At 57.3% G+C, this 602-nt stretch carries 1 pseudogene; it reads left to right on the forward strand.

The features are described 5' to 3' along the window. Positions 1-576, forward strand: a pseudogene (locus tag ACIOWA_RS27015) (hypothetical protein); the annotation flags it as partial. Positions 577-602: the final 26 nt, after the last annotated feature.

The following is a 602-nucleotide window of genomic DNA, read 5'->3' on the forward strand; positions in this document are numbered from 1 at the left end:
ATCATGCGTTACGCCGAAGAAAGCGATGACGGCAACATCCAGAACATTGATGTCAATGCGATGGAGAAGCACGCCAACCAGTACATCTCGCAGCAGATCTTCAACATTCTGACGGCGCAGGCGGTCACGACTGACTACGACCAGAACTATTTCCGCCGCGCCGGCATCGACATCGGCGAAACCATTCGCCTCGACGCCAACGACCTGTTCATGAGTCTGGCCGGCCCGGTGGCGATTGCCTATGCCGAATCGGTGGTGCCGGAAACGCCGCCGCCGAGCAGCGACAAGTTCAAGGTGTTCGACAAAGAACCACAGCGCCTGAACATCGACGATCTGTTCTTCCGCTCGATCGACCTGCCGCACTTCAACAAAGTGACCCAGGCGATCGAGGGCATCAGCTTGCTGCCGATCGAATCCAAGCGTTATCGCGCCTCGCTGGAGCAGTACAAGAACTCCGGCTACGACGCCGCCGCGCTGCACGACCTGCACTTCTTCAAGAACTGCTCGTCGGTGGTCTCGATCGTTTCGCTGCCAAAAGACTACAAGCTGTCGTACATGGACCTGAACCGGTTGAGACCACCGACGAGCAGTTCTTGAAGAAG

The sequence above is a fragment of the Pseudomonas sp. NPDC087614 genome (assembly GCF_044743485.1).
In the GTDB taxonomy this organism is placed as follows: domain Bacteria; phylum Pseudomonadota; class Gammaproteobacteria; order Pseudomonadales; family Pseudomonadaceae; genus Aquipseudomonas; species Aquipseudomonas baetica_A.